Origin of the sequence: Neisseria lactamica (genome assembly GCF_901482445.1) — a bacterium.
Taxonomy (GTDB): Bacteria; Pseudomonadota; Gammaproteobacteria; order Burkholderiales; family Neisseriaceae; genus Neisseria; species Neisseria lactamica.
Map to the genome: position 1 here is coordinate 181,218 of NZ_LR590477.1, position 21,773 is coordinate 202,990.

General features: G+C 48.9%; 18 protein-coding genes and 1 pseudogene. 12 read left to right on the forward strand and 7 right to left on the reverse strand.

The features are described 5' to 3' along the window. Positions 1-68 precede the first annotated feature (68 nt). The 3 genes from FGL10_RS01060 to FGL10_RS01070 form a co-directional block, all read right to left on the reverse strand. A complete protein-coding gene (locus FGL10_RS01060; RefSeq protein WP_003708040.1) occupies positions 69-737 on the reverse strand; it encodes a sulfite exporter TauE/SafE family protein in 669 nt (222 codons plus the stop codon). Next, positions 734-1,048, reverse strand: coding sequence for a hypothetical protein (locus FGL10_RS01065; protein ID WP_003708042.1), 315 nt, complete (start codon positions 1,046-1,048; stop codon positions 734-736). The genes FGL10_RS01060 and FGL10_RS01065 overlap by 4 nt, the downstream gene beginning before the upstream one ends. A gap of 190 nt (positions 1,049-1,238) precedes the next feature. After that, positions 1,239-1,526, reverse strand: coding sequence for a barstar family protein (locus tag FGL10_RS01070; RefSeq protein WP_003708044.1), 288 nt, complete (start codon positions 1,524-1,526; stop codon positions 1,239-1,241). Between the two features lie 114 nt (positions 1,527-1,640). On the opposite strand from FGL10_RS01070, the gene dapF reads away from it, so the two are divergent. The 5 genes from dapF (at position 1,641) to FGL10_RS11920 (ending at position 5,633) form a co-directional block, all read left to right on the forward strand. Further along, positions 1,641-2,492 (forward strand): diaminopimelate epimerase, encoded by an 852-nt coding sequence (gene dapF, locus FGL10_RS01080; protein WP_003708046.1) that lies wholly within the window; start codon positions 1,641-1,643, stop codon positions 2,490-2,492. Then, positions 2,489-3,094 carry a hypothetical protein gene (locus FGL10_RS01085; protein WP_003708048.1) on the forward strand — a complete coding sequence of 202 codons (606 nt, stop codon included), beginning with the start codon at positions 2,489-2,491 and terminating at the stop codon, positions 3,092-3,094. The genes dapF and FGL10_RS01085 overlap by 4 nt, the downstream gene beginning before the upstream one ends. Positions 3,095-3,289: 195 nt before the next feature. After that, a complete protein-coding gene (gene cysK / locus FGL10_RS01090) occupies positions 3,290-4,222 on the forward strand; it encodes a cysteine synthase A (RefSeq protein WP_036469372.1) in 933 nt (310 codons plus the stop codon). Positions 4,223-4,538: 316 nt separating this feature from the next. Next, positions 4,539-5,438, forward strand: a complete 900-nt coding sequence (locus FGL10_RS01100) for a DMT family transporter (protein ID WP_003708052.1) — start codon at positions 4,539-4,541, stop codon at positions 5,436-5,438. Between the two features lie 45 nt (positions 5,439-5,483). Then, complete coding sequence (locus FGL10_RS11920) at positions 5,484-5,633, forward strand: hypothetical protein (RefSeq protein WP_003708054.1); 150 nt, start codon at positions 5,484-5,486, stop codon at positions 5,631-5,633. A gap of 218 nt (positions 5,634-5,851) precedes the next feature. Here the strand turns inward: FGL10_RS11920 and lepB are convergent, their stop codons facing one another. The 3 genes from lepB to FGL10_RS01115 all read right to left on the reverse strand — a co-directional run bounded on the left by lepB (position 5,852) and on the right by FGL10_RS01115 (position 9,655). After that, the gene (lepB, locus tag FGL10_RS01105) at positions 5,852-6,871 is read right to left on the reverse strand and encodes a signal peptidase I (RefSeq protein WP_003708057.1); all 1,020 of its coding nucleotides are present in this window, start codon (positions 6,869-6,871) and stop codon (positions 5,852-5,854) included. A 144-nt stretch (positions 6,872-7,015) separates the two neighbouring features. Next, a complete protein-coding gene (gene lepA, locus FGL10_RS01110; protein ID WP_003708059.1) occupies positions 7,016-8,809 on the reverse strand; it encodes a translation elongation factor 4 in 1,794 nt (597 codons plus the stop codon). A gap of 144 nt (positions 8,810-8,953) precedes the next feature. Then, positions 8,954-9,655 carry a 5'-methylthioadenosine/adenosylhomocysteine nucleosidase gene (locus FGL10_RS01115; protein WP_003708062.1) on the reverse strand — a complete coding sequence of 234 codons (702 nt, stop codon included), beginning with the start codon at positions 9,653-9,655 and terminating at the stop codon, positions 8,954-8,956. A gap of 165 nt (positions 9,656-9,820) precedes the next feature. Here FGL10_RS01115 and FGL10_RS01120 point away from each other — a divergent pair, with 165 nt between their 5' ends. The 5 genes from FGL10_RS01120 (at position 9,821) to FGL10_RS01140 (ending at position 13,760) form a co-directional block, all read left to right on the forward strand. Beyond that, positions 9,821-10,951, forward strand: coding sequence for a PilT/PilU family type 4a pilus ATPase (locus tag FGL10_RS01120; protein ID WP_036469395.1), 1,131 nt, complete (start codon positions 9,821-9,823; stop codon positions 10,949-10,951). 34 nt (positions 10,952-10,985) lie between these two features. Next, positions 10,986-11,963: a DNA polymerase III subunit delta' gene (locus FGL10_RS01125; protein ID WP_003708066.1), complete on the forward strand. Its 978-nt coding sequence runs from the start codon at positions 10,986-10,988 to the stop codon at positions 11,961-11,963. A gap of 3 nt (positions 11,964-11,966) precedes the next feature. Continuing rightward, positions 11,967-12,317: a PilZ domain-containing protein gene (locus FGL10_RS01130; protein ID WP_003708068.1), complete on the forward strand. Its 351-nt coding sequence runs from the start codon at positions 11,967-11,969 to the stop codon at positions 12,315-12,317. Between the two features lie 4 nt (positions 12,318-12,321). Beyond that, on the forward strand, positions 12,322-13,101 hold the full coding sequence (locus FGL10_RS01135; RefSeq protein ID WP_003708070.1) for a TatD family hydrolase: 780 nt from the start codon (positions 12,322-12,324) through the stop codon (positions 13,099-13,101). A gap of 200 nt (positions 13,102-13,301) precedes the next feature. Beyond that, positions 13,302-13,760, forward strand: a complete 459-nt coding sequence (locus FGL10_RS01140; RefSeq protein WP_003708074.1) for an RNA-guided endonuclease InsQ/TnpB family protein — start codon at positions 13,302-13,304, stop codon at positions 13,758-13,760. Between the two features lie 314 nt (positions 13,761-14,074). Here the strand turns inward: FGL10_RS01140 and FGL10_RS01150 are convergent. Continuing rightward, positions 14,075-14,233, reverse strand: a pseudogene (locus FGL10_RS01150) (IS1595 family transposase); the annotation flags it as partial. A 155-nt stretch (positions 14,234-14,388) separates the two neighbouring features. Here FGL10_RS01150 and FGL10_RS01155 point away from each other — a divergent pair. Together FGL10_RS01155 and FGL10_RS01160 are read left to right on the forward strand one after the other, a co-directional pair. Next, positions 14,389-21,315, forward strand: a complete 6,927-nt coding sequence (locus tag FGL10_RS01155) for a two-partner secretion domain-containing protein (RefSeq protein WP_036474987.1) — start codon at positions 14,389-14,391, stop codon at positions 21,313-21,315. Then, complete coding sequence (locus tag FGL10_RS01160) at positions 21,296-21,610, forward strand: hypothetical protein (RefSeq protein ID WP_003712152.1); 315 nt, start codon at positions 21,296-21,298, stop codon at positions 21,608-21,610. Before FGL10_RS01155 ends, FGL10_RS01160 begins: the two co-directional genes overlap by 20 nt. The last annotated feature ends 163 nt before the right edge of the window (positions 21,611-21,773 follow it).

Consider the following 21,773-nt stretch of genomic DNA (forward strand, 5'->3'; position numbering starts at 1 on the left):
TAGGGTGAAAATGCCGTCTGAACAGGTTTCAGACGGCATTTTTTACGGGTATCGGGAATTAATGAGTGTTACAGCCACAGGACGGCAAGCTTCCATAATGCCCATAATGATACGGATAATCCTGTACACAGGCGGATATATCGGTTTTGCAGGATTTTTTTCAGTTGTAGGGAAAAAATGCCGATTGCCAAAAGATTGGGCAGCGTACCCAGTGCAAAGGCAAGCATATATAACCCGCCCGTTGCCGCACTACCGCTTCCCAGCGCGTAAAGCGATGCGCTGTAAACCAGTCCGCACGGCAGCCAGCCCCATAATATTCCGACAGCAAGGCAGGCGGGTATGGATTTTATGGGTAACAGCCGGTTGAGTATCGGGTTCAGGTTCCGCCATATCGGTTTGCCGATTTTCTCGATTTTTGCCGCCAAAGAAGAAATACCGCTCAAGTATAAGCCTAAAAAGAGCAGCAGGAGGTTGGCGGCGGTGTATAAAATATTTTGTAGGACGCGGGTTTGGTCGAGTGAAACGCCGACCTGTCCGATTAATCCGAGCATCAGGCCGATTGCCGTATAGCTGCCTATCCGTCCCGTGTTGAGCAGCAGAATCAGCCAAAAGCGGTTGATATGCGGGGGGAGTTGGAGCGCAAACGCGCTGCTTAATCCGCCGCACATACCGATGCAGTGCGTTCCGCCGAAGAAGCCGAGCAGGAACAGGGTGAGGAAAGTGATGTCGTGGTTCATGGACGGCTCATGGTCAGATGTTTGTCGGGGAAAACGGATAATTTCCGGCAGTCCGACCAATAGGGTTTGGTGAGGGCATTCCCCGTGCTGTTAAAGTCTTGAATAAGGATGCGGTTTGTGTCATGAATTTCGACAGTCCTGTAAAATCCGCCCTTTACTGCGCTGTCGGCGGGTTTGCCGTGTGCGTCGAAATACAGGACGGTGCGGTTTTGAAGATGCGCGCAATTTGAAACGGTGGGGTTTGCCGGTATGTTTCGGGTGCAGGCGGCAAGGATTGCCCAAGGGAAAAGCAGCAGGAACAGGCGGGACATTGTGTTTCTTGTAAGGGCTGACAAACAGTATAATGGCTCATTTTAATCCTCAGGCGGCGGGAGATGGAAGTATTTCCCTCCGGCACGGGGATTTCGGATTCGGAAGCAACAGACGATACGGGATTTCGGAACAATCTTAATTGGCTCCGGGGAGTTTTAAGCCTGTGTAAGTAATGTAATTAGGGTTTGCTTACTCTAAAATATAATTAAATTTTTCTTCGAATCCATAATCCTCATCTTGTTTCTTAACTCTTTCTAGAACCTTTACTATTTCAATAAATATACTTTTTAATTGATTTTTTGAGAACATAGCATCTTTCCATACCAAAGTAATCGGTCGTTCTACATTTGTGCTCAATAAATCCCACAAAGCATCAAGATTGTTCCCATAATAATTTTGTATAGAAAATATTTTTGAAATTTGATTATGAAAATCTTGTTCCGTATAAATTTTACTACCGATAATCTCTAATTGCATAAGTTATACTCCTATTTCCAAGTTCCAATTTGTGTTGCAGAGATATAATGATCAGTTGTTATATATAGCAATCCATCGTTAGAATATAACAATCTAGTATCAGTCTGGTTCGATATGAAAACTTTAAAATTTACCAAAATGCACGGTTTGGGCAACGATTTTATGGTGATTGACGCGGTCAGTCAGGATTTTACCCCGGAGGACGCGCCGATTGCGGAATGGGCAGACCGCTTCCGGGGCGTGGGCTTCGACCAGCTTTTGGTGGTCGGGCGTTCGGAAACCGAAGGCGTGGATTTCCGTTACCGTATTTTCAATGCCGACGGCAGCGAGGTCGAGCAATGCGGCAACGGAGCGCGTTGTTTTGCCCGTTTTGTCACAGACAAGGGTTTGACCGATAAGAAAGAAATTTGCGTTGAAACGGCGAAGGGCGTTATTTTTCCGAAACTGTCCGATAACGGTATGGTTACGGTCAATATGGGCAAACCGAAGTTTATGCCGTCTGAAATACCGTTTGTCCCCGAATCGGGCGAGGGGGATGATGCCTGTATTTACGGGGTGCATCTCGAATCCGGCATTCAGCCTGTCAGTTGCGTCAATATGGGCAACCCCCATGCGGTGATTGTGGTGGATGACGTGGAATGCGCGCCGGTGCGCGAAACCGGTCCGCTTATCGAAGCGCACAGGCAGTTTCCCGAACGCGTCAACGTCGGCTTTATGCAGGTTGTCGGCCGAACCGAGATTCGTTTGCGCGTGTTCGAGCGCGGCGTGGGCGAAACCCAAGCTTGCGGTACGGGCGCGTGTGCGGCTGTGGCGGCGGGTATCCGTTTGGGGCTGTTGGATGAAGGGAAAACGATAGAGGCGGTTTTGCCGGGCGGAACTTTATATATCGAATGGGTCCGCGGCGGCGATGTGATGATGACCGGCCCTGCGGAAACCGTGTTTGAAGGCGAGTTGGCGTATTCATGATTTTGCTGCATTTGGATTTTTTGTCTGCTTTACTGTATGCGGCGGTTTTTCTGTTTCTGATATTCCGCGCAGGAATGTTGCAATGGTTTTGGGCGAGTGTCGTGCTGTGGCTCGGCATATCGGTTTTGGGGGCGAAACTGATGCCCGGCATATGGGGAATGACCCACGCCGCGCCTTTGTTCATCCCCCATTTTTACCTGACTTTGGGCAGCATATTTTTTTTCATCGGGCATTGGAACCGGAAAACGGATGGAAACGGATGGCAGGCAGACCCCGAACATCCGCTGCTCGGGCTGTTTGCCGTCAGTAATGTATCGATGACGCTTGCTTTTGTCGGAATATGTGCGTTGGTGCATTATTGCTTTTCAGGAACGGTTCAAGTGTTTGTGTTTGCGGCACTGCTCAAACTTTATGCGCTGAAGCCGGTTTATTGGTTTGTGTTGCAGTTTGTGCTGATGGCGGTTGCCTATGTCCACCGCTGCGGTATAGACCGGCAGCCGCCGTCAACGTTCGGCGGTTCGCAGTTGCGACTCGGCGTGTTGGCGGCGGCGTTGATGCAGGTTGCGGTAACGGCGATGCTGCTTGCCGAAATCGGCAGATGATTGTGATGCCGTCTGTATCGGAACAAAAAGTTATAAAGAAAGAAATTTTGGGTATTGGTTTTTTAGTCGGCATAGGTTTAGGATAAAGCCATATCCGAAATTTGTTTATGGTTCGGCGCAAATCTCTTGCAATCGGACGGGATGCCGATGGGGATTGCGCCTTACTGTCGAAACCTTATTATTCAGGAGCAGAAGATGAAAATTGCAAACAGCATCACCGAATTGATCGGCAACACCCCCTTGGTCAAATTGAACCGCCTGACCGAAGGACTGAAGGCGGAAGTTGCCGTGAAGCTGGAATTTTTCAATCCGGGCAGCAGCGTGAAAGACCGCATTGCCGAAGCAATGATTGAGGCTGCCGAGAAAGCGGGCAAAATCAACAAAAACACCGTCATTGTCGAAGCAACCAGCGGCAATACGGGTATCGGTTTGGCGATGGTATGTGCGGCACGCGGCTACAAACTGGCGATTACCATGCCGGAAAGCATGAGCAAAGAGCGCAAAATGCTGTTGCGCGCGTTTGGCGCGGAGCTGATTCTGACCCCCGCCGCCGAAGGTATGGCGGGCGCGATTGCCAAAGCGCAATCCTTGGTGGACGCGCATCCCGACACTTATTTTATGCCGCGCCAGTTCGACAATGAGGCAAACCCAGAAGTCCACCGCAAAACAACTGCCGAGGAAATTTGGCGGGATACGGACGGCAAAGTCGATGTCTTCGTTGCCGGTGTCGGCACGGGCGGTACGGTAACCGGCGTGGGCGAAGTATTGAAAAAATACAAACCCGAAGTTAAAGTGGTTGCCGTCGAGCCTGAGGCTTCCCCCGTATTGAGCGGCGGCGAAAAAGGCCCGCACCCGATTCAAGGTATCGGCGCCGGTTTTATCCCGACTGTTTTGAATACCAAAATCTACGACAGCATCGCCAAAGTCCCGAACGAAGCGGCGTTTGAAACCGCCCGCGCAATGGCGGAAAAAGAAGGCATTTTGGTGGGCATTTCTTCCGGCGCGGCGGTTTGGAGCGCGTTGCAGCTTGCCAAACAGCCTGAAAACGAAGGCAAATTGATAGTCGTGTTGCTGCCTTCTTATGGCGAACGCTATCTTTCCACGCCCCTGTTTGCCGATTTGGCGTAATGCTTTAATCGGATTGTCGAAACATTCAGACGCATTTTTCGGTATCGGTGTAACGCCGTGCCGGAAAATGCGTTTTTGCGTATATGCCGAAAACGCCGGTTGTGTTTTAATCAGGTGTTGGTATCGCCGCATTGCTTGAGGGAAATATTTTTTATTCGGGTTTTATCCGGCAGGACGGATTTTGCCCCAACGGAAAATAGCCGGCCTGCCCGTAAAATCAGCCGTTTGTCCGGGCGCAGCCGGGGCTTTGGGCTTCAGACGGCATATTTTCGGATTTTCGGAATGGCGGCATTTTTGCCGGCGGCGCGGCAGCCGTATGGGGAGAGGAGGGGATATTGTGGACGGCAAAAAATATGCCGCACCATTGCTGGTGCTGGGTTGCGTGGTGTTCGGTCTGGGCAGCCTGATTGTCAGATTCGTCCACGTCGGCCCGTATGCAATCGCATTTTGGCGGTTGCTGATTTCGGTGTTCGTATTTTGGTTTTTGGCACGGTTTTTCGGGCAAAAATTCCCAAAAAACAGGAAAACCGTCCGATATGCCCTGACGGCGGGCGTGTTCCTTGCTTTCGATTTGGCGTTGTGGCACGAAAGCATACACGCGGTCGGGCCGGGTATTTCCACCCTGCTCAACAGCCTGCAAATCTTTTTCTTGTCCGCAATCGGTGTTTTCTTTTTCGGCGAGCGTTTGGGCAGGCTGCAAGCGGCAAGCTTGATGTCGGCGGTTGCCGGCGTGGCGATGATTGCCGGTGCGGAATTCGGATACAACGGCAATGCGGTTTGGGGGTTTGCCAGCGGTTTGGTGTCGGGACTGATGCTTGCCCTGTCGATGGTGTTCGTCCGCAAGACTCATGAAGTCGAGCCGGTGGCACTTTTCCCTTCAATGATGATTTTGAGTTTGGGCGGCGCGGTATCGCTGCTTGTTCCGGCATTGTTGATGGACGGCGGCGCGCTTTATCCGACGACTTGGAAAGATGCCGGTTTGGTGCTTGTGTACGGCGTGGTGATGCAGTGCTTCGCGTGGGCGATGGTTGCCTATGCGATTCCGCTGCTTTCCCTGTCGCTGACGGGGCTGCTGCTTTTGTCCGAACCGGTTGCCGCCTTGGTCATCGATTATTTTGTATTGGGCAAACCGATTGAAGGCGTGCAGTGGGCAGGGGTGGCACTGACGCTCTCGGCAATTTACCTCGGTTCGCTGGAACAGCAGTCCGAGCCTTGACTCCGTCCGGCATCAGGTTTTCTGCCGTGGCAAACCTGCGTACGATTGAACTGGCAGGCAGTCAAAACCGGCAAGACCAAACACGCCGGCAACGGCGCGGAGCGGAAAATGCCGTCTGAAGCCCTTTCAGACGGCATCGGGGCGGGCAGAATCAAAAAAGCCGCCTCCGCAGGAATGGCAATGCAACTAAAATAATGTCCGTATTTCCATATGCCGCCCACACCGTCAGTCGGACGAAATGCCCTTTATTCAATGGGATGGGTTTCCACACAAACGGAAATATAGTGGATTAAATTTAATCCACTATATTATCCCCGAGGTTGCCGGCAGGGAAACAAGGCGTTTGATGATAAAAATGCCGTCTGAAACAGGGTTCGGACGGCATTTTTGATGTTCCGGCGTAATTTTCCGACCTAACGGATTGCCGTGCCGACTCTGCCGAAATCGCCGAAGTTCATCAAAATGAACATTGCCTTGCCGACAACCAGCTTGTCATCCACAAATCCCCAGTAGCGCGAATCGGCACTGTTGTCGCGGTTGTCGCCCATAGCGAAATAGCGTCCTTCGGGAACTTTGCACACGAAACCGCTGCCGTCGTCGGCATATTGGCAGTGTTCCAAACCGCTTTGCTCTATGGAATATCCGTTTTCAGACATAATATCGGAGGTATATTTGCCCAATACGGGTAGGGAAACGGCAGGCTGTCCTTCTTTTTTTAGAATATTGAAGGATTTGCCGTCCAAACCGCTGCGGAACATATCCGTGTTGTGGATTTCGGAAGGGTCGGTGTCGTCGGGATAACGGTATGTGCCGTTAGGAATTTCGGAAGCCGGTTTTCCATTTACCGTCAGAACTTTATCCCGATATTCGACCACATCGCCCGGAATGCCGACAATACGCTTGATGTAGGTCATCTCCGGCTGCAGAGGATAATTAAAAACAACGACATCGCCCCGTTCGATTTTGCCTGTGGGGATAAATACATTGTTTAAAACGGGTACGCGCAAGCCGTAGGAAAATTTGCCGACCAAAATGAAATCGCCCTTGATCAGGCCCGGGCGCATCGAGCTGGATGGAATTTGGAACGGTTCGGCAATAAACGACCGGATGAGGAACAATACCAAAACGGTAGGGAAGAAACCGCCGAAATAATCGCCGAAGTGGCTGCTTTCCGAGATTTCGGGATGAGTCTTCAGGCGGTATTTATATACCCCCCAAGCCGTACCGCACAATACAACGAAAATCAGGAAAACGGCGGTAAAGCTCATAAACAGGGACAAAGCGGCAAACACGCCGACCGCCGTCAGGATATAGGCGTATTCGAGGCCGGAACTCCATTCACCGTTTTCCTGCCGCTTCTTGTCGCTTTTGAAATAAAGGATGATGCCGGCAAGCAGCGCGGCAGCCGCGCCCGACATTAGCATTGTGTTCATTGTTGTTCCTTAATGCTTAAAAACCCGCCTGTCCGTGCAACCGTTTTAAGGCGGCAAATTGCAAAATTTGTTTGCGGGCGCGTGCCCCTGAAATCAGGGCGGTTTGAGGGGTGTTCCCGACGCGCCGCCCTATGTGCCGAAATATTATTTGTCGCTCACCTGCAAAATCGCCAAGAACGCGCTTTGCGGAATTTCCACGTTGCCCACTTGTTTCATACGGCGTTTGCCTGCCTTTTGCTTTTCAAGCAGTTTTTTCTTACGGGTAATGTCGCCGCCGTAACATTTCGCCAAAACGTTTTTACGCAGGGCTTTGACGTTTTCGCGGGCGATAATCTGGCTGCCGATGGCGGCTTGGACGGCGATGTCGAACATTTGGCGCGGAATCAGTTCGCGCATTTTCGATGCCAGCTCGCGGCCTCGGTGAACGGCGCTTTGACGATGCACAATCAGGCTTAAGGCATCGACTTTTTCGCCGTTGACCATAATATCCAGCTTAATCAAATCAGACGGTTGGAACTCTTTGAAATGGTAGTCCAACGAAGCATAGCCGCGCGAAGTGGATTTGAGTTTGTCGAAAAAATCCATCACCACTTCGTTCATGGGTAAATCATAAGTCAGCATGACTTGGCGGCCCATATATTGCATATTGGCCTGCACGCCGCGCTTTTGGTTGCACAAAGTCATGACATTGCCGACATATTCCTGCGGCACAAGGATGGTTGCGGTAATAATTGGCTCGAGTATGGTTTCGATGCTGCCGATGTCGGGCAGTTTGGACGGATTTTCGACTTCGATTTTTTCGCCGCTTTTCAACACGACTTCATAAACCACCGTCGGCGCGGTGGTAATCAAATCCATATCGAACTCGCGTTCCAGGCGTTCCTGCACGATTTCCAAGTGCAACAGACCCAAGAAGCCGCAACGGAAGCCGAAGCCCAATGCTTGGGAAACTTCAGGCTCGAATTTCAACGAAGCATCGTTCAGCTGCAATTTTTCCAAAGCATCGCGCAAGGCTTCGTAGTCGTGGCTTTCTACGGGATAAAGTCCGGCGAATACCTGGCTTTGCACTTCTTGGAAACCGGGCAGCGGTTCAGAGGCAGGATTGGCAACCAAAGTAACCGTATCGCCGACTTTCGCCTGTCCCAATTCTTTTACACCGGTAATCAAAAAGCCTACTTCGCCGGCTTTCAGTTCTTGTTTTTGAACCGATTTCGGTGTGAATACGCCCAGCTGCTCGACCTGCGTTTCCGCTTTGGTGCTCATAAAGCGCACTTTGTCTTTCAGCTTGATGATGCCGTTTTTCACACGGATCAGCATAACCACGCCGACATAGTTGTCAAACCACGAATCGACGATAACGGCTTGCAGCGGCGCGTTTTCGTCGCCGGTCGGCGCAGGGATTTTGGCAACAATTTCTTCCAAAACATCTTCCACGCCGATACCGCTTTTGGCGGAACACTGCACCGCGCCGACGGCATCGATGCCGATGATGTCTTCGATTTCCTGTTCCACGCGTTCGGGGTCGGCGGCGGGCAGGTCGATTTTGTTCAAAACCGGCACGACTTCCACACCCAAATCAATCGCGGTGTAACAGTTCGCCACGGTTTGCGCTTCCACGCCCTGCGACGCGTCAACCACCAAAAGCGCGCCTTCGCAGGCGGACAGCGAACGGGATACTTCATAAGAGAAGTCGACGTGTCCCGGCGTGTCAATCAAATTAAGCTGATACACCTGCCCGTCGCGTGCTTTGTAGTTGAGTGCGGCGGTTTGTGCTTTGATGGTGATGCCGCGCTCTTTTTCGATGTCCATAGAGTCGAGCACCTGCGTACTCATTTCGCGCAAATCCAAGCCGCCGCAATATTGGATGAAGCGGTCGGCAAGCGTCGATTTGCCGTGGTCGATGTGGGCGATGATGGAGAAATTTCGGATATTTTTCATTAGAGTTGTTTTGAATGTCGGACAGTGGGTTTGGGAAATGCCGTCTGAACAAACGGCGCTGCGTCCGAATGTCGGGCGCAACGGGATAAACAGCCCGACATTCTAGCCGAAAACCGCTGTTTTGGCATAAGTTTGATAAAGGTTTTATAAAGATTTGACAATCTCTGCCACCATTTTTGCGGAACTTGCCGCCGCCGTTTTCAAAAATTCGTCAAAGCTGATGTCTGCTTTTTCATCCGCCGAATCGGAAACCGCGCGGATGATGACGAACGGCGTGTCGAGCCGGTGGCAGGTTTGGGCGATTGCCGCCGCTTCCATTTCCACCGCCTTGACTTCGGGGAACCGGCTGCGGATTTCCGCCACGCCTTCGCTGCTGTGGACGAAGCGGTCGCCGCTGACAATCAGGCCTTGTTCTACCGCCGCGCCTTCAAACGTCCGCGCCGCCCGTTTTGCCGCTTCAATCAAAACGCCGTCTGAAGCAAACCTTGCCGGCAGTTGCGGCACTTGCCCCCAAGCATAGCCGAACGCCGTTACATCGACATCGTGGTGCGCGGTTTCCGTGCCGACAACCACGTCGCCGACTTTCAAACCCTTGCCCAAGCCGCCCGCGCTGCCGGTGTTGATGACGCAGTCCGGTGCGAACTGATGGATAAGCCAGGCCGTTGCAACTGCCGCGTTGACCTTGCCGATGCCGCTTAAGGCAAGCACGGTGCGCCTGCCCGACAAATGCCCTTCGTAGGCGGTAAATTGACCGAAAGACAAGGTTTTTACATTGTCTGCCGCCTCGCGCAAAAGCTCGATTTCTTGTTCCATCGCGCCGATAACGGCCACTGTTTTCAAAGACATATTGACAGCCTGTTGTGAGTTTCGGATAAGTGCCGGATTATACACGTTAAAGGGGCGGGGTTGGGCGGGGCAGAACGTCAATGCCGTCTGAAACCGGTTCAGACGGCACGGCGGGTTTTTGGTAGAATGGGAAGATACAGATTGTTTGAAGATTGGGGGATGAAGATGTTTGCCGGTGAAAATATGACTGCAAAGGAAGAACTGTTCGCCTGGCTGCGCCATATGAACAAAAACAAAGGTTCCGACCTGTTTGTGACGACCCATTTCCCGCCCGCGATGAAGCTGGACGGCAAAATTACCCGCATCACGGATACGCCGCTGACGGCGGAAAAATGTATGGAAATCGCCTTTTCGATTATGAGTGCGAAGCAGGCGGAAGAATTTTCATCGACCAACGAGTGCAACTTCGCCATCAGCCTGCCGGACACCAGCCGCTTCCGCGTCAATGCGATGATACAGCGCGGCGCAACGGCGTTGGTATTCCGCGCGATTACCAGCAAGATTCCCAAGTTTGAAAGCCTGAACCTGCCGCCTGTCTTGAAGGATGTCGCGCTGAAAAAACGCGGGCTGGTTATTTTTGTCGGCGGCACCGGCTCGGGCAAATCGACTTCGCTTGCCTCGCTTATCGATTACCGCAATGAAAATTCGTTCGGACACATCATCACCATCGAAGACCCGATCGAATTTGTCCACGAACACAAAAACTGCATCATCACCCAGCGCGAGGTTGGCGTGGATACGGAAAACTGGATGGCGGCGTTGAAAAACACGCTGCGGCAGGCACCCGATGTCATCCTTATCGGCGAAATCCGCGACCGCGAAACAATGGACTACGCCATTGCCTTTGCCGAAACGGGGCATTTGTGTATGGCGACGCTGCACGCCAACAGCACCAATCAGGCACTCGACCGCATCATCAACTTTTTCCCCGAGGAGCGGCGCGAACAATTGCTGACGGATTTGTCGCTCAACCTTCAGGCGTTTATTTCGCAACGCCTCGTTCCGCGAGACGGCGGCAAGGGCAGGGTGGCGGCAGTCGAGGTGCTGCTCAATTCGCCCCTAATTTCGGAGTTGATTCACAACGGCAACATCCATGAAATCAAAGAAGTGATGAAAAAATCCACTACCCTGGGTATGCAGACCTTCGACCAACACCTTTACCAATTGTATGAAAAAGGCGATATTTCCTTGCAGGATGCCTTGAAAAATGCCGATTCGGCGCATGATTTGCGTTTGGCTGTTCAGTTGAGAAGCCGCCGCGCGCAAAGTTCCGGACCGGATTTGGAATTGCTCTGATGAAGGGTATGGATTCCCGGACGGATGGTTTGAAATGATTTATCCGTGGCATAATGAGCAATGGCGGCAGATTGCGGAACATTGGGAGCGCCGTCCCAATGCTTGGCTGTTTGCCGGCAAAAAAGGCATAGGGAAAACCGAGTTTGCCCGCTTTGCGGCGCAAGCATTATTGTGTGAAAACCCGAGTCCGGATCACCGGGCTTGCGGGGCTTGTGCTTCTTGTCATTTTTTTGAACAAGGCAGCCATCCGGATTTTTACGAAATCACCCCCTTGTCGGACGAATCCGAAAACGGGCGCAAACTGTTGCAGATTAAAATCGATGCCGTCAGGAAAATTATCGATAACGTGTATCTGACTTCGGTACGGGGCGGTTTGCGCGTGGTACTCATCCATCCTGCGGAAAGTATGAATGTCCAGGCCGCCAACAGTTTGTTGAAAGTGTTGGAAGAACCTCCTCCCCAAGTGGTCTTTTTGCTGGTCAGCCACGCGGCGGACAAGGTTTTACCGACCATTAAAAGCCGCTGCCGGAAAATGGTTTTGCCTGCGCCTTCCTATGAGGAGGCATCGGCATATCTGCGCGAAAGGGGCGTGGAGGAACCGGAAGAATTTTTGGCGTTCCATTCGGGCGCGCCGCTGTTTGAAGAGGCGGACGGTGTCCGTGCGTTGCGGGCCGGACTGTTGGATATTTTGGCAGAACCGAGGTTGTTGAAGATTTTGGATTATGCCGCCTTGTTCGAGAAGGAAGGGCTGCCGCTTGCCGTGTTTGTCGAATGGATGCAGAAATGGCTGGCCGATTTGGGTCTGTGCCTGCACAATATGAAACCTGCCTACTATCCTTCTTATGAGGCCCGGCTGCTTCAGACGGCATCCGGTTTTAGCCCGCGCAATGTGTTTGCCGCAGAGGATATGCTGAAAAGGCTCGCCCCTTACGGGTTTCATACTTTAAACGTTAAAATGCAGATTGAATCTCTGCTTATCGATTATTTGGAATTAAAGAAAGGGAAAGGGTGAGTTATGTCAGACGGACAAAATATCCCGGTAAAGATGATGTCGTTGAAATTGCAGGAAATGAGCCTGCTTTATAAATCATATATGCCGTTTTTGGAGTATGGCGGTTTGTTTGTGCAGACCGACGACGTGCTTTCCATCGGGGAGGACATCCTGCTTGCCGTGGAAATTCTCAATTATCCCAAATTGTTCCTGCCGACACAGGTGGCGTGGATCAATCCGGCGCGCACTTCTTCCAAACCCAAAGGGGTGGGGCTGGCATTTACAAAACACGAAAACTGCCTGAAGCTCAAAGACCAAATCGAAGTCGAGTTGGGCAGCGTGCTCGGCAGCGGCAAACCCACGTTTACGATGTAACGCTATGTATATCATCGATTCTCACTGCCACCTCAATTTTGAAGGTTTGAAAGAACGCCTGCCCGAAGTTTTGTCCAATATGGAGGAAAACGGCGTGGGTCAGGCGCTTGCCATCAGCGTCAGCAGGCAGAGTTTTGCCGAAGTGTCCGCCATTGCCGAAGCGCACGGACACATTTACTGCACCATAGGCGTACATCCCGACAGCAAGGAAGCCGAAGAATTTTCCATTGCGGAAATGGTTGCCGCAGCCGCCTCGCCGAAAGTGGTCGGCATAGGCGAGACGGGTTTGGATTATTACTGGTGCAAAGGCGATTTGTCTTGGCAGCACAAACGCTTTGCAGACCACATCGAAGCCGCCAATCAAACCGGACTGCCCGTTATCGTCCATACGCGCGATGCGGCGGCGGATACCTTGTCTATCCTGAAAGAATGCCGGGTTAATTCGGGCGTTATCCACTGTTTTTCCGAAGACATCGGTTTTGCCCGAGCGGCAATGGATTTGGGGCTTTACATTTCTTTCTCAGGAATCGTTACCTTTAAAAACGCACCCTTGGTTCAGGAGGCGGCGAAATACGTTCCGGACGACCGCATTTTGGTGGAAACCGATGCGCCGTTCCTCGCCCCCGTTCCCAAGCGCGGCAGGCAGAACGAGCCGGCTTTTGTGCGCCATACCGCCGAACATATTGCCAAATTGCGGAATCAAACATTGGAGCAGGTTGCGGCATATACGACGGAAAACTTTTACCGGCTGTTTAAAAAAGTGCCCGATATGAGGGCAGGTTGACAAATGTGTCAACGCCGTGCCGATTTGGAAAGGGTGAGTTCTTGTTAAACAAATCTAAATCCTACTGCTTTGAAAGGGTGGGTTTTGAGTATTCTCAAAAAGAACGTACCTTTTCTTTATCAGCCCTGTGCCGTAAAACTCCGTCCTTCAGGGCGGAGATATAAGGCACAAACACAAACCAAAGGTATAATCATACCACTATGATTATACGCAAAGCCTTTAAGTTCGAAATCATGCCAAACGGCGAACAAATCAGCAAAATGAAACAGTTTTGCGGCTGTTCCCGTTTTGTCTTTAATCAGGCGTTGGTTTGGCAGAATGAGCAATATGGGCAAGATAACAGTGTCAAGTTCAGTTATACGAAAATAGCCAATCTGCTGCCCGAATGGAAACGTGAATTAACCTGGTTGAAAGACTGCCACAGTCAGGTTTTGCAACAGTCGTTAAAAGACCTTGAAAGCGCGTTCAAAAACTTCTTTCAAAAGCGTTCCGGCTTCCCGAAATTCAAGAAAAAAGGCTTGAAAGAGAACTTTCGCTTTCCGCAAGGCTGCAAACTGGAACAACAAAATAACCGCCTGTATCTCCCGAAAATCGGCTGGATTCGCTATCGCAACAGCCGCGATGTCGTCGGCGAAATTAAAAGGGGCTGTACTAGATAACTAGACCAAATTCCCATTAACTAATTGTCTTCGAATCCGAATTTTAGATTCTATTTCACTGTTGTTAAAACGCTATTCACATTCCTTTAAATACCGTCCAAAATGCTCTTTGGGAATGCTATTGGATTATAGACCTTACAACAGGAAAAAAGGTCGGAAAGTAGATAGACTGCTTTTTAAATTCAAACGGCCAAGCAAGTAAAGACTTGGCCGACAAATGGGACAACTTCCGACTGTTTTAAATTGCCCGTCAAATACCGGAAATGGGACAAATTCCGATTGTTTTAAATTACCAGTCAAATACTGGAAAACTTGCGTAAATGGCTAAATTCACTGACATCAAGTACATCATAACTACGAAAGGTATCCGTATACACAATGCCATCAGACTTAACTTTCTCTCGGAGAATCGGCAATAATGTTGCTGATTGCGCGTTAGGGACAACGACGGTATAAACCTTGCCATTTCGTTCGAATGGGATTTTTAACCGTTATCTAGTACAGTCCCTAATTTAATAAACAAATGGCAGTAAAATGGCGGTAATTGACTCGCCAAAATCCTTGATATAGAATGGCTAGATTACCCAATTTTTTCTAATAACTCTATAAAAATCAAATAACTGAAATCATGAATAAAACCCTCTATCGTGTGATTTTCAACCGCAAACGCGGGGCTGTGGTAGCTGTTGCTGAAACCATCAAGCGCGAAGGTAAAAGCTATGCCGATAGTGGTTCGGGCGGCGTTCATGTTCCATCTGTTTCTTTCACGCCTACCCATTCCAAAGCCTTTTGCTTTTCTGCATTAGGCTTTTCTTTATGTTTGGCTGTAGGTACGGCCGATATTGCTTTTGCTGATGGCATTATTGCTGATAAAGCTGCTCCTAAAACCCAACAAGCCACGATTCTGCAAACAGGTAACGGCATACCGCAAGTCAATATTCAAACCCCTACTTCGGCAGGGGTTTCTGTTAATCAATATACACAGTTTGATGTGGGTAATCGCGGGGCGATTTTAAACAACAGCCGCAGCAACACCCAAACACAGCTAGGCGGTTGGATTCAAGGCAATCCTTGGTTGGCAAGGGGCGAAGCACGTGTGGTTGTAAACCAAATCAACAGCAGCCATTCTTCACAACTGAATGGCTATATTGAAGTGGGCGGACGACGTGCAGAAGTCGTTATTGCCAATCCGGCAGGGATTGCAGTCAATGGTGGTGGTTTTATCAATGCTTCCCGTGCCACTTTGACGACAGGCCAACCGCAATATCAAACAGGCGCATTAACAGGCTTTCAGGTTCGTTCGGGTCATGTTGCGATCACGGGACAAGGTTTGGATGCACGAGATACCGATTACACACGTATTCTCAGTTATCATTCCAAAATTGATGCACCCGTATGGGGACAAGATGTTCGTGTCGTCGCGGGACAAAACGATGTGGCCGCAACAGGTGATGCACATTCGCCTATTCTCAATAATGCTGCTGCCAATACGTCAAACAATACAGCCAACAACGGCACACATATCCCTTTATTTGCGATTGATACAGGCAAATTAGGAGGTATGTATGCCAACAAAATCACCTTGATCAGTACGGCCGAACAAGCAGGCATTCGTAATCAAGGGCAGTTGTTTGCTTCTGCCGGTAATGTGGCGATTGATGCAAATGGCCGTTTGGTCAATAGTGGCACGATGGCTGCCGCCAATGTGCAAGATATGAATAATACAGCGGAACACAAAGTCAATATCCGCAGTCAAGCCTTTGAAAACAGCGGTACGGCGGTATCGCAACAAGGCACTCAAATTCACAGTCAATCGATTCAAAACACTGGCAAATTATTGTCGGCAGGAACAGCGGATCTAGCCGTTTCAGGCAGCCTGAACAACCAAAATGGAGAAATAATTACCAATCAACAACTGATTATTCACGATGGTCGGCAATCTACCGCTGCCATTGATAATACGAACGGCACGATACAATCAGGTCATGATGTTGCTATTCAGGCAAAATCGTTATCCAACAACGGCACACTTGCCGCTGATAATAAACTGGATATTGCGTTACAAGATGATTTTTATGTAGGACGCAAGATCGTCGCGGGCAATGAATTGTCGCTCAGTACACGAGGCAGCCTGAAAAATTCACATACCTTGCAAGCAGGAAAACGCATTCGGATTAAAGCAAATAACCTTGATAATGCAGCACAAGGCAACATTCAATCCGGCGGTACGACAGATATTGGCACGCAGCACAATTTAACCAATAGAGGCTTGATTGACGGACAACAAACCAAAATCCAAGCCGGGCAAGTGAATAATATCGGGACAGGTCGGATTTATGGCGACAATATCGCTATTGCGGCTACCCGCTTAGACAATCAAGATGAAAACGGTACAGGTGCCTCCATTGCGGCACGCGAAAACCTGAATTTAGGCATCGGACAATTAAACAACCGTGAAAACAGTCTGATTTACAGCGGTAACGATATGGCGGTTGGCGGCGCATTAGATACCAATGGCCAAGCCACAGGCAAAGCCCAAAGCATACGCAATGCCGGCGCAACCATTGAAGCCGCCGGCAAAATGCGTTTAGGCGTAGAAAAGCTGCTCAATACCAATGAACACTTGCAAACGCAGTTGGTGGAAACAGGGCGCGAGCATATTGTTGATTACGAAGCATTTGGACGACACGAATTATTGCGGGAAGGCACGCAACATGAATTAGGCTGGTCTGTCTATAACGATGAATCAGACCACTTACGCACCCCTGATGGAGTGGCGCATGAAAATTGGCATAAATACGATTATGAAAAAGTCACCCAAAAAACCCAAGTTACCCAAACTGCGCCAGCCAAAATCATTTCAGGTAATGATTTAACCATTGATGGTAAAGAAGTATTTAATACCGACAGCCGAATCATCGCCGGCGGCGATTTGCTTGTGCAAACAGAAAAAGACGGTTTGCATAACGAGCAAACCTTTGGCGAAAAGAAAGTATTCAGTGAAAATGGCAAATTACACAGCTATTGGCGTGAGAAACATAAAGGACGAGACTCAACGGGACATAGCGAACAAAATTACACTTTGCCGGAGGAAATCACACGCAACATTTCACTGGGTTCATTTGCCTATGAATCGCATAGCAAAGCATTAAGCCATCATGCGCCCAGCCAAGGCACTGAGTTGCCGCAAAGCAACGGTATTTCGCTACCCTATACGTCCAATTCTTTTACCCCATTACCCGGCAGCAGTTTATACATTATCAATCCTGCCAATAAAGGCTATCTTGTTGAAACCGATCCACGCTTTGCCAACTACCGTCAATGGTTGGGTAGTGACTATATGCTGGACAGCCTCAAACTAGACCCAAACAATTTACATAAACGTTTGGGTGATGGTTATTACGAGCAACGTTTAATCAATGAACAAATCGCAGAGCTGACAGGGCATCGTCGTTTAGACGGTTATCAAAACGACGAAGAACAATTTAAAGCCTTGATGGATAATGGCGCGACTGCGGCACGCTCCATGAATCTCAGCGTTGGCATTGCATTAAGTGCCGAGCAAGTAGCGCAACTGACCGGCGATATTGTTTGGTTGGTACAAAAAGAAGTTAAACTTTCTGATGGCGGCACACAAACCGTATTGGTGCCACAGGTTTATGTACGCGTTAAGAATGGCGACATAGACGGTAAAGGTGCATTGTTGTCAGGCAGCAATACACAAATCAATGTTTCAGGCAGCCTGAAAAACTCAGGCACGATTGCAGGGCGCAATGCGCTTATTATCAATACCGATACGCTAGACAATATCGGTGGGCGTATTCATGCGCAAAAATCAGCGGTTACGGCCACACAAGACATCAATAATATTGGCGGCATGCTTTCTGCCGAACAGACATTATTGCTCAACGCAGGCAACAACATCAACAGCCAAAGCACCACCGCCGGCAGTCAAAATACACAAGGCAGCAGCACCTACCTAGACCGAATGGCAGGTATTTATATCACAGGCAAAGAAAAAGGTGTTTTAGCAGCGCAGGCAGGCAAAGACATCAACATCATTGCCGGTCAAATCAGCAATCAATCAGAGCAAGGGCAAACCCGGCTGCAGGCAGGGCGCGACATTAACCTGGATACGGTACAAACCGGCAAACATCAAGCAACCCATTTTGATGCCGATAACCATACCATCCGAGGTTCAACGAACGAAGTCGGCAGCAGCATTCAAACAAAAGGCGATGTTACCCTGTTAGCAGGCAATAACCTCAATGCCAAAGCTGCCGAAGTCGGCAGCGCAAAAGGCACACTCGCTGTGTCTGCCAAAAATGACATCAACATCAGCACAGGCATCAACACGACCTATGTTGATGATGCTTCCAAACACACAGGCAGAAGCGGCGGCGGTAATAAATTGATTATTACCGACAAAGCCCAGAGCCATCACGAAACCGCCCAAAGCAGCACCTTTGAAGGCAGGCAGGTTGTATTGCAGGCAGGAAACGATGCCAACATCCTTGGCAGCAATGTTATTTCCGATAATGGCACCCGGATTCAAGCAGGCAATCATGTTCGCATTGGTACAACCCAAACTCAAAGCCAAAGCGAAACCTATCATCAAACCCAGAAATCAGGATTGATGAGCGCAGGTATCGGCTTCACTATTGGCAGCAAGACAAACACACAAGAAAACCAATCCCAAAGCAACGAACATACAGGCAGTACCGTAGGCAGCCTGAAAGGCGATACCACCATTGTTGCAGGCAAACACTACGAACAAATCGGCAGTACCGTTTCCAGCCCGGAAGGCAACAATACCATCCATGCCCAAAGCATAGACATTCAAGCGGCACACAACAAATTAAACAGTAATACCACCCAAACCTATGAACAAAAAGGCCTAACGGTGGCATTCAGTTCGCCCGTTACCGATTTGGCACAACAAGCGATTGCCGTAGCACAAAGCAGCAAACAAGTCGGACAAAGCAAAAACGACCGTGTCAATGCCATGGCGGCTGCCAATGCAGGCTGGCAAGCCTATCAAACAGGTAAGAGTGCACAAAACTTAGCCAAAGGTACAACCAATGCCAAACAAGTCAGCATCTCCATAACCTACGGCGAACAGCAAAACCGACAAACCACCCAAGTTCAAGCAAGCCAAGCCCAAGCGAGTCAAATTCAAGCAGGCGGCAAAACCACATTAATCGCCACAGGCGCAGCAGAACAATCCAATATCAACATCGCAGGCTCAGATGTTGCCGGCAAAGCAGGCACAATCCTGATTGCCGATAACGACATCACACTCCAATCAGCCGAGCAAAGCAATACCGAACGCAGCCAAAACAAATCGGCAGGCTGGAACGCAGGTGCTGCCGTATCATTCGGACAAGGAGGCTGGTCATTAGGCGTTACCGCAGGCGGCAATGTCGGCAAAGGCCACGGCAATGGCGGCAGCATCACCCACCGCCATAGCCATATCGGCGACAAAGGCAGCCAAACCCTTATCCAAAGTGGTGTCGACACTACCATCAAAGGCGCGCAAGTACGCGGCAAAGGCGCACAAGCCAATGCCAAAAACTTAAGTATTCAAAGCGTACAAGATAGAGAAACTTATCAAAGCAAACAACAAAACGCCGGTGCACAAGTGACCGTAGGTTACGGCTTCAGTGCCGGTGGCGATTACAGCCAAAGCAAAATCAACGCCGATTATGCGTCTGTGAATGAACAAAGCGGCATATTTGCGGGTGAAGACGGTTATCAAATCAAGGTCGGAAACCATACAGACCTCAAAGGCGGCATCATCACCAGCAGCCAAAGCGCAGAAGACAAGGGTAAAAACCGCTTTCAGACGGCCACCCTTACTGCCAGCGACATTCAAAACCACAGCCAATACAAAGGCGAAAGTTTTGGATTGGGCGCAAGTGCGTCCATAAGCGGCAAAACACTGGGACAGGGAGCACAAAATAAACCTCAAAACAAACACCTGACAAGCGTAGCCGATAAAAACGGCGCAAGTTCATCAGTGGGTTATGGCAGCGACAGCGACAGCCAAAGCAGCATCACGAAAAGCGGCATCAACACCCGCAACATTCAAATCACAGACGAAGCCGCACAAATCCGGCTGACAGGCAAAACAGCGGAGGAAAGCAAAGCCGACATATATACCAACACAACAACAGACACCGCCGATCAACACACAGGCCGTCTGAAAAACGTATTTGACAAAGATAGAGTGCAAAGTGAACTGGATTTACAAAGGGAAGTAACCCAAGAGTTTGATAAAACTAGACAAGGAGTGAAACAAGAACTTTATGCAGTAGTAGATAGCAAACGAGCGCAAGCCACAAAAGAGAGACTCAAAAATGGTGGATATGACAATGATAAATCTAGAGCATTAAATAAGGAAGCTAATGAATTAGATGAAAAAATTCGTTGGCTTGATGCGGGATTAGGACTCGTTTGGGGAGCAGGGAGTTCTGATATGGCTTGGAGTATGTTTGCCACAACCCAAGCCGATAGAGCGGTAAGGTCTGCAACTGCACCTAAAGAAATGTGGTTCCATAAGAAGATAATAGATGAAAAAACAGGTAAAGTATCCTTTGATACCAGACAAATTTGGTCATTGAATGATTTAAGCAAGGAAGAACTGGCAAGCATTCAAGACACAAATGGCAAAGTTATTACTGTGTCTAATCCTGGTATTTTCAATAATCGAGAAGATTCATTAAGCAACGCAGCAAAACAAAATCGTAATAGTACAAACGGTAGTGGTGTTATTGCAGTTATGAATCCTCCAACAGGGAAATATAAATCTGATTCTAATAACGCAATAAAAGATTTTTTATGGCTCGGTTCAAGTCTTGTTTCTGAACTGATGTATGTCGGTTACGACCAATTAAATAATAAAGTGTTCCAAGGCTATTTACCCAAAACCAATTCAGAAAAACTGAATCAAGATATTTATCGAGAGGTTCAAAAAATGGGTAACGGCTGGTCGGTTGATACCAGTAATCACAGTCGTGGGGGAATTACAGCAAGCGTTTCCTTAAAAGATTGGGTAAACAATCAAAAACAAAATGGCATTGCCCCAATCAGAAAAGCACGTTTCTATGGTACAGCCACAAATGTGAAGAATGATTACGCCGATGTTTTACAGAAAAACGGCTATACCTATACGGGTGCAGACGGCAAAACTTATAACAGCGGAGCCTATTCGATTGTGCATAACAAGGATCTTATTGGTAATAGATCGACAATGTGGATACCGCCATTTTTCTTGTTAGGAAATAATGAGACAACAAAAGGAGCTTGTAGGATATTTTGTTATCCGCATAGCAGTTATTTTGCAGAAGTGCCTGAACAGTACCAAAGGGATAAGAATGGGGATATTATTGAGAAAAATGGCGAATCTGTTTTAACGGAAGCTTGGGAAGATTATACGAAAAAGTGGGGAGTTCCTAAAATGGGTAATAATGAAAAATATATCAATCATGCAGTTCCCAAGTTAGTAGTCCCCAACAAACCAAATGGAGAAAAATATGAAGAAAACCCTTTCTAATTTAATGCTAATATCATTCTGCTCAACAATGCTAACAGCTTGCCCTTTTTGGGGCAGTTGTGCAAACTGGAATTGTTCCGAACTCAATCCACGCTGGGTGAAATCAGTTCATAATTGTCGATCAAATAACTATAAAGTTGTGTTATCGGCAATAGGAAGTAAATTTAACTATCAATCAACAAGCCAAGTTCAAGATAGTGACATTGGGCAACATATTTCTGGACAATGTACTTACTATGATGGCAGATACGATGTTCGCAAAGATAAGCAGTATGGTCATTTGTTTGTGCAATAACCAGCGTAACCTGTGCAATTAACGAGAATTGTTGAATGGTAGGGTCGTTGCTTATTGCCCCACAATTCAGTCTCGTATGCTAAAGCTATGTTTTAACGTGAGATATTTCATTTCAGGCTGAAACCATTTTTTGTTTTAACCAACACCAACCCTAACTTAAAAT